This is a genomic window from uncultured Thiohalocapsa sp. (assembly GCF_913062725.1).
Taxonomy (GTDB): domain Bacteria; phylum Pseudomonadota; class Gammaproteobacteria; order Chromatiales; family Chromatiaceae; genus Thiohalocapsa.
On record NZ_CAJXWY010000046.1, the window covers coordinates 25,083 to 32,550 of the forward strand.

Genomic DNA, 7,468 nt, shown 5'->3' on the forward strand with positions numbered 1-7,468 from the left:
TGCGGTTCCGTGGATGTCAGCTGCCGGTGTCAGGCGCCAGTGATCGCGTGGGCCATGTAATTCCAGCCATCGCGCGCGTCGAGCAGGCGGTAGTTATCGTTGTCGACATCGCCGGGGAAGAAGACGACCAGGCGGCCTTGGATGCTTGCGGCGGCCTTTTCCACCAGCTCAGATACACTGGAGACACCAAACAGGGTCCCCGTGCCCGAGAGCGCGACCACGCTGTCCGCCGGCTGGGCGGCAACCCCGGCGCGTACCTGCTCGACCAGATGGCGGGTAAATTCCGTCAGCTTGCCCTCGGCATGGCCCGACAGCAGCTCTGGCCGGGCGAAATACTTGTCGCGCCGGCGGTGATTGGCCATCCACTGCGGGAAGGCGTTGGTGAGGTCAATGTGATGCCAGCCATGACCGGCCTCGCGGGTGCGCAGCTCGAATTCATCGATATAGACCCGCAGGCGCAGTTCGTCGCTGGGCGTGTAGACCAGAAAGATGACCTTCTCGCTGCCGGACAGGCCCTGTTGCCAGGGGCTGGCGATATGCTCGGCGTAGGCCTCCAGCAGCCGATCAAGTCTGCTCATGGCGCCATGCCTCCTCTTGTGGAGTCAGCTGGTTGGGGAAGCGGATTTCCATGACCTGGCCGCTGTGGCGGAAGATCAAGAGTCCGCGGCGGGATGCCTGCTGGAGTAGCGCCAAGCTTCGATCCTCGGGCAGGTTCAGAACACGGACCCAGTCGCTGCTCAGCAGCCGTTGTGCCTCGCGCCCCTCCAGGTAGGCCAGGAAGAGGCAGAAGGCCAGATTGATCTCGGTGATGAGGGGCTCGACGCGCGTCTTGACTGTCTTGCCCTGCAGATAGCCGGCTTGGGTCCAGCTGCCGTTCAGGCGTTGCGCAATGGCGACCAAAGAGGCCTGGCTGAAGCGCTGATCGGCCCAGGCTTCGATACGTGCTTCCATCTGCGCACGACTGACGACGGCGCCAGGTTCGGCCTTGAGGATAACGGGCACGCTGGCGCGTAGCAGCGCATCGCGGGTCAGGGCCATGCTGAGCGCCAGCACCGGCTGGCTCGCGGTATCGAGCGACCAAAGCCTGCGGAACAGGCGAAACAGGCAGGCGCTGGGGTCGAGTTGGTAAAGGTCGCGCAGGTGCCTGTAAGTTAGCTGACGCGCCTTCAAGGTGGGTTTGTCGAGCAGGTTGGACGCGACAATCGCTGCAGGGTACTCCGTAGAGGTTGCGGTCTTAGGCAGGCCGTCGAGCAGTTGGCGTAGTTCGGGCAGCATAAGGGTGCGGGCAGCATGAGCGCCGCCGCGGCCAAACTTGAAACCGAAGTGCTCCAGCGTCGTGCTGGGGGGTGTGTCAAACAAGGGCTGAATCCAAGAGATCCGTGTAAACAGGGCACACCACGCTGTAGCCTGCGATTGATTGCAGCGATATTACACGGATTTTATCTTGGATGCACGGCAACTGAGTGCCGACCGCCTAACCTTTCGACAGCTATCGGCAGCGGCCAACGCACAATCAACGAAATCTAATTGAAGCCTTACTTTAAGTCACTTAACAGCAGCCTTGTCGACCACGCGCTCGAGCTTGTCGTCTGAGCCGGCGGCCAAAGAATGTCGCAACTGCTTCGAAGCAGCGTCAACGATTACGATCCTGGCACCAGCGTTCTCCGACTTTGGGACGACAAAGGCCGACGACATGACGCACATGAACATCTCCTACCGCTTGGAAAAAATCAAGGCCACGACTTGTAGTCTGACACAGGGGGGGGGAAGCGCGGATGCATGTTCATGTGGCCGGACTTGGATATCGACCTGACGGAGGAAATTAGCGAGCACCCGGAACGTTTTCCACTTGTATCCAGTTGATGTTCATGTGAAGCCCAGATTGCAGGTGCTGGAATCCCTGCTGCGCTACTATGTCCAAGGCACGCAGCGGGTGGAGGAAGAGGACGTACGCCGCCTGCTGCAACAGACCTCCAATGGAGATCCCATCATGCAGACCTTTATTGACCGTTATATTGAGCAAGGCGAGCAGCGCGGCGAGGCGAAGATTGTGTTACAGCTGGCCGAGGAGAAATTCGGCTCGGTCAACGACACGCTTCGGGAACGTATCCTGACTGCGGATTCGCAGACGCTACTGGCTTGGTCGAAGCGCATCCTGACCGCCGAGACTCCAGAGGCGCTGTTTCACTGATCGCGCATGCTCGACAAGATCACCCAAAGCCTGGAGCGGGCCTTCAACCAGCACCGGATCGTCTTCTGGCAGGATCCCACGGAGGACTTTGCCGAGACCTTCGCGGATCTTTCCATCGAGGGCGTGGAGAAGGTACAGGTCAATGGCAATGCCTTCGGGCTCAAGTACCGCATGCTGCGCCAGGAGCCGAGGCAGCAGTTTCTGGTCTATCGCCCCGGCCCGCCACCGGCGGATCTGGACAACTGGTTGCTGGATCTGGAACTGGCACACGGGGTGTTCCGTGCCGACCAGACCGCACTCATTCTCGGTGACCTGGGACTGCCATCCCGCTACGACGCTCTGGTGAAGGAACACGCCGAGTTCTTCGCCGCCAAGGCACGGCAGGAATGCTTGCGCGTCTTGCTGGGCGCTGATGACAACGCCGATGCGGTGCGTCTGAAGATGCTGGCCGTCTGTGCCGGCTGTCAGGGCGGGTTGAACGAGGTCATGGAGGTGCTGTTGCAGGAACTGGCCGACGAGACGGACTCGGCCCAGCGCCTGATTCAACGCAGCAACCTGGAGGCCTTTCTGTGGGCACGGGCCGAGGCCTTGTATGGCTACAGCACCGATTCACCGAGCCTGGAAGATTTCGCGATCCAGCTGTTTCACGCCAGTTACCGCGCCGGCCTCGGGCAGCCGCCCGCGCTGAGCAGCGAGGCACGCGTGCTCTTTGCGCGCTGGAAGAACAGCCGCACCGCCGCCGAGGCCTTTCAGCGGCTGTCCGCGCGCTATGCCGGGGTCCTGGACATCGAGGCGGATCTGCCCCGGCAGGATGTCCGCGCTCTGATCAAGATGGACCAGTTCGAGTTGATCGACCGGCACCTCATCAGTGCCCTGGTGCAGGCGGTCGCGCGCAGCGATCTGAGCCAGGAGGAGGTGGAGGGCTGGTTGCGGGAACGTCGCATCACCCACTGGTACCCGAACTATGCAGACTTGTACGAGGCTATCGGCCATGCCGCCGGTTTCCAGAAGGCGCTGAGCGCGGCGCGGCTCGAACTGTCGTCGCTGACCGAGGGCGTGGAGCGCTACACCCGGGTTTGGTTCAGCATCGACCAGCGATATCGCAAGTTCTGGTTCCATGCCGACCGATCAGGCCAGAGCGGTCTCCTCGCCGAGATCAGCAATCAGATCGAGAACCACTACAGCAACCGTTACCTGCTGCCGCTGAGCAATGCCTGGCAGGATGTGATCGATCGGCAGGCGGCCTGGGAGGCCGAGGAGATCCCTCGCCAGCGCCGCTTTTACGCCGAGCAGGTGCTGCCGTTTCGCCGCCGGGATCAGAAGGTGGTGGTCATTATCTCGGATGCCCTGCGCTACGAAATCGGCGAGGAGTTGCTGCACAAGGTGCGGGCACTGGACCGCTATCGGGCCGAACTGAGCACTTTGTTCGGGGTGCTGCCCAGCTACACCCAACTCGGTATGGCGGCGCTCTTGCCCAATCGTGATCTGCGGATTGCCGAGACCCCGGAGGCCAGCGGCGCGGCCGCAGCCGCGGTGAGCGTCGATGGTCTGAGTACGACCGGCACCGAGAACCGCGGCAGGATTCTGGCGCAAGGGCGCCCCGAGGATCGCGCCGCCGCGCGACAGGCCAGCGAGGTGATGCGTCTGGATCGCGAGGCCTTGCGCGCGCTGATCCGCGACCATGACGTGCTCTATCTCTATCACAACCGGGTGGATGCGGTCGGCGACAAGCGCGATACCGAGCAGCGGGTCTTCGAGGCGGCGGAGGATGCGCTGGACGATCTGATCAAGCTGATCAAGAAGCTGACCGGCAACAACGTCAACAACCTGCTGATCACCGCCGATCATGGCTTCCTGTACCAGCATCGGCCGATCGAGGAGAGCGACTATTCCACCGCCGAGGTCGAAGGTGAGGACATCCGCTATCGCGATCGGCGCTTCGTGCTGGGGTCCGGATTGCGGGAGGCGCCGGGCCTGCGCCACTTCAGCGCCCAGGCGGTCGGTCTGGAGGGCACGACCGAGCTCCTGATCCCCAAGTCCATCCACCGGCTGCGGCTCAGTGGCTCTGGCAGCCGCTTCGTCCATGGCGGCGCCAGCCTGCAAGAGGTGGTGGTGCCGGTGCTGCATGTGCACAAGGCGCGCGCCAGCGATACCGAGACGGTGGAGGTCAACATCCTGACCGGCGGCACCCGGATGATCACCACCAATCAGCATTCGGTGGTGCTGTATCAGGCCCAGCCGGCGAGCGAGAAGTGTCGAGCCTTGGCCTTGCGCGCGGGCCTCTATGCCACCGATGGCACCCTGATTTCAGATCAGCATGAGTTGCTGTTTGATCTGGTGTCTGAGAATCCCCGCGACCGGGAGCAGCCGGTGCGCTTTTTACTGTCACGCGCCGCGGACGCCTATGATGGTCAGGAGGTCCAGCTGCGGTTACAGACGCGCTTTGGCAGGACCAGTGCGTACCAGACCTATAAGAGCGCCAGCTACCGCCTGCGGCGCGCCTTCGGCGGGGATTTCGATTTCTGATGACCACTCCACTCGACGACAGCATCAACGCTGCCTTCCCGGGCCTTGTGGTCCGTAAGGATCTGGTCAAGGCGGTGAAGGGCAACGCCATCGTGCCCTCCTATGTGCTGGAGTTTCTGCTCGGGCAGTATTGCGCGACCAGTGACGAGGTCTCGATCCAGTCCGGCATCCAGACGGTCAAGGAAATCCTGGCCAAGCACTATGTGCATCGCAGCGAGGCCGGTCTGATCCGCTCCAACATCCGTGAGAAGGGCCGTTGGAAGGTCATCGACAAGATCGCGGTCAGCCTGAACGACAAGAGCGATCTCTACGAGGCGACTTTCTCCAACCTTGGCATCAACAAGGTTGTTGTCGAGACCGACACCGTCACGGCGCACCCCAAGCTACTGGTGTCCGGGATCTGGTGCATCGCCGAGGTCGAATATGACCATCGCGAAGAGCCCAATACGGTCCCCTGGGTGCTGATGTCACTCAAGCCCATTCAGTTGTCGAGTTTTGACTTCGAGGCCTACCTGCAGGCGCGGGAGGGTTTCTCGACCGATGAGTGGATCGACCTGCTGTGTCAGACCATCGGTTTCGATCCCAGACATTTCGGCCGTCGCGGCAAGCTGCTGCAACTCATGCGGCTGATCCCCTATATCGAGCGCAACTACAACCTCATCGAGCTGGGTCCCAAGGGGACCGGCAAGTCACATGTCTACTCGGAATTCTCACCGCACGGCATTCTCGTGTCGGGTGGCGAAGTCACGGTGCCCAAGCTGTTCGTCAACAACAGCAGCGGCAAGCTGGGCCTGGTGGGGTTCTGGGATGTGGTGGCCTTCGACGAGTTCGCCGGCAAGCAAAAGCGGGTCGACAAGGCGCTGGTCGACATCATGAAGAACTATTTGGCCAACAAGACCTTCTCACGCGGCGTGGAGACGCTGGGCGCCGACGCATCCATGGTGTTTGTCGGCAATACCCGGCACACCGTGCCCTACATGCTCAAGCACACGGATCTATTCGAGGAGTTGCCGGACAAATACTACGACAGCGCCTTCATCGACCGCCTGCACGCCTACCTGCCCGGCTGGGAGGTGGATGTCATCCGCGGCGAAATGTTCTCCAGTGGCTACGGCTTCATCGTCGATTTTCTGGCCGAGATTCTGCGTTACCTGCGTAATCAGGATCACTCGGACGGCTATCTGGCGCACTTCACCCTGAGCGCGGACATCTCCACGCGTGATCGGGATGCTGTGCACAAAACTTTCTCCGGCCTGATGAAGCTGCTGTTTCCCGGTGGTGGCGCCAGTGTTGAGGAGCTGCAGGAAATCCTGACCCTGGCGCTGGAATGCCGCAAGCGCGTCAAGGATCAGCTGATGCGCATTGATGATACCTATCCGGCAGTGGACTTTTCCTTCACCACGGGCGATGGCGCCAAGGTCTCGGTGCAGACGCTCGAGGAGATCGAGTATCCGCGCTGGTATCAGCAGCGATCCGGGAGCGCAGGAGAAGTGGCCCGGGAGCAGGCAACCGCACCCGGACCGGCTGGCTCCGAAGCGGCTGCGGACACCAACGGGGCTGATCCCCCGCCCGCAAAAACGGCAACGTCGCCAGCCGCAGCGGGAAACAGTGATCCACGCGCATCGGCAGCACCAGGGTCTGTGCTGGGGCCACGGGATTCAACGCCGATGTTTCAGCGCAGGCCAGCGAGGGGCATCAGGTCTTCAGTGAGAACCAGACCGGGGTGAGCTTCGAGGCGCTGTTCTGGCCCTGGCTGTACGGCGCCTCCCAGATCACCATCACAGATCCCTACATCCGTCTGTTCCACCAGGCGCGCAACCGCCAGGAGTTTCGGCGGGTCAAGGGGTTTGAGATTACCTGGATGCGGATAAGGGGAGAGCAGAGTGAATGAGTATTGGGGAACACGCGAGCAGCGTCTGTGCCATGACAGCTGTAGAGGCAGACATGGATTGGGCAGCTGAGGCATTTCGGGATCTGAATCTGGGCGACAAGCGTCACGAGGTGCGCCCAGTCCGCCAGCAGCGGCGCGCCAAGCGGGTCACGCTGTCGGAGCGGCGCGGCAAACAGCTGCAGGTCACTTATCCTGGCACTGAGAGGGTATGCAGGCATACCAGGCCGTGCTTGCCATCAGCAGCAGGTCCGCGTGGGTGTTGTCCTGGTCGGCTTGGAGGTTGGCAACCCAGTAGTCCTTCCCGTGGCCGTCCAGATAGAAACTGCGGTAGGCGTAGTCGAACAGGATGCAACGGGCATACGGTCCGTCGGCAGACTCTCACCGGAGCGCGAACCGGCCTTACCGGGCTCAGGCACGTAGAGGCGGAAATGGCTCGAAAGTCGCCGCCGAGGGCGGAGGAGACGAACTCGAACAGCAGCAGGTCGCGATGCAGCTTCATCGGCAGAGGCTCACCAGACCGGCACGGGATAGGCGCGCACGGCCGGATCGACGGTCGCGAGCGTCAAGCCATGCTCCAACGCTTGGCAGACCAGCATGCGGTCGAACGGATCGCGGTGCAGGTCCGGCAGGCCGGCGAGACGCGCGACGCTGGGCTCATCCAAGGGCAGGGTCTCTATGCGGTGCCGACGCCGTTGCTCGGGCAGGTAGATGTGCGGTGATGCCGGGAGCGGCAGCTTGCCGAGCCGATATTTGACGAGCGCCTCCCGGTGAATGTCAAGATAGTTGTGTGTGCCGCAGCAATGTGGCTTCGGTCGGCACGGAGCTGACCGGGCAGCATGAGAAGCTGCCGAAGCGATGGC

Annotated in this window: 7 protein-coding genes; 4 read left to right on the forward strand and 3 right to left on the reverse strand. The window is 62.1% G+C overall.

What is annotated here, in order from left to right; translation table 11 throughout:
• Window positions 1–29: 29 nt before the first annotated feature.
• Together QZ588_RS12915 and QZ588_RS12920 are read right to left on the reverse strand one after the other, a co-directional pair.
• Window positions 30–578, reverse strand: a complete 549-nt coding sequence (locus QZ588_RS12915; RefSeq protein ID WP_295543354.1) for a DUF1788 domain-containing protein — start codon at window positions 576–578, stop codon at window positions 30–32.
• Window positions 565–1,359, reverse strand: coding sequence for a hypothetical protein (locus tag QZ588_RS12920; protein ID WP_295543355.1), 795 nt, complete (start codon window positions 1,357–1,359; stop codon window positions 565–567). The genes QZ588_RS12915 and QZ588_RS12920 overlap by 14 nt, the downstream gene beginning before the upstream one ends.
• A 529-nt stretch (window positions 1,360–1,888) precedes the next feature.
• Between QZ588_RS12920 and QZ588_RS12925 the strand changes: the two genes are divergently transcribed.
• The 4 genes from QZ588_RS12925 to QZ588_RS12940 all read left to right on the forward strand — a co-directional run bounded on the left by QZ588_RS12925 (window position 1,889) and on the right by QZ588_RS12940 (window position 6,608).
• Window positions 1,889–2,191 carry a hypothetical protein gene (locus tag QZ588_RS12925; RefSeq protein ID WP_295543356.1) on the forward strand — a complete coding sequence of 101 codons (303 nt, stop codon included), beginning with the start codon at window positions 1,889–1,891 and terminating at the stop codon, window positions 2,189–2,191.
• A gap of 6 nt (window positions 2,192–2,197) precedes the next feature.
• Window positions 2,198–4,717 carry a BREX-1 system phosphatase PglZ type A gene (pglZ, locus tag QZ588_RS12930; RefSeq protein WP_295543357.1) on the forward strand — a complete coding sequence of 840 codons (2,520 nt, stop codon included), beginning with the start codon at window positions 2,198–2,200 and terminating at the stop codon, window positions 4,715–4,717.
• 74 nt (window positions 4,718–4,791) lie between these two features.
• On the forward strand, window positions 4,792–6,444 hold the full coding sequence (gene brxL, locus QZ588_RS12935) for a BREX system Lon protease-like protein BrxL (protein WP_366929567.1): 1,653 nt from the start codon (window positions 4,792–4,794) through the stop codon (window positions 6,442–6,444).
• Window positions 6,441–6,608, forward strand: a complete 168-nt coding sequence (locus tag QZ588_RS12940; RefSeq protein WP_295543359.1) for an MIT C-terminal domain-containing protein — start codon at window positions 6,441–6,443, stop codon at window positions 6,606–6,608. The genes brxL and QZ588_RS12940 overlap by 4 nt, the downstream gene beginning before the upstream one ends.
• A gap of 509 nt (window positions 6,609–7,117) precedes the next feature.
• Here the strand turns inward: QZ588_RS12940 and QZ588_RS12945 are convergent.
• Window positions 7,118–7,468: type II toxin-antitoxin system VapC family toxin (locus QZ588_RS12945; protein WP_366929568.1), on the reverse strand; the 351-nt coding region annotated here is incomplete at its 5' end.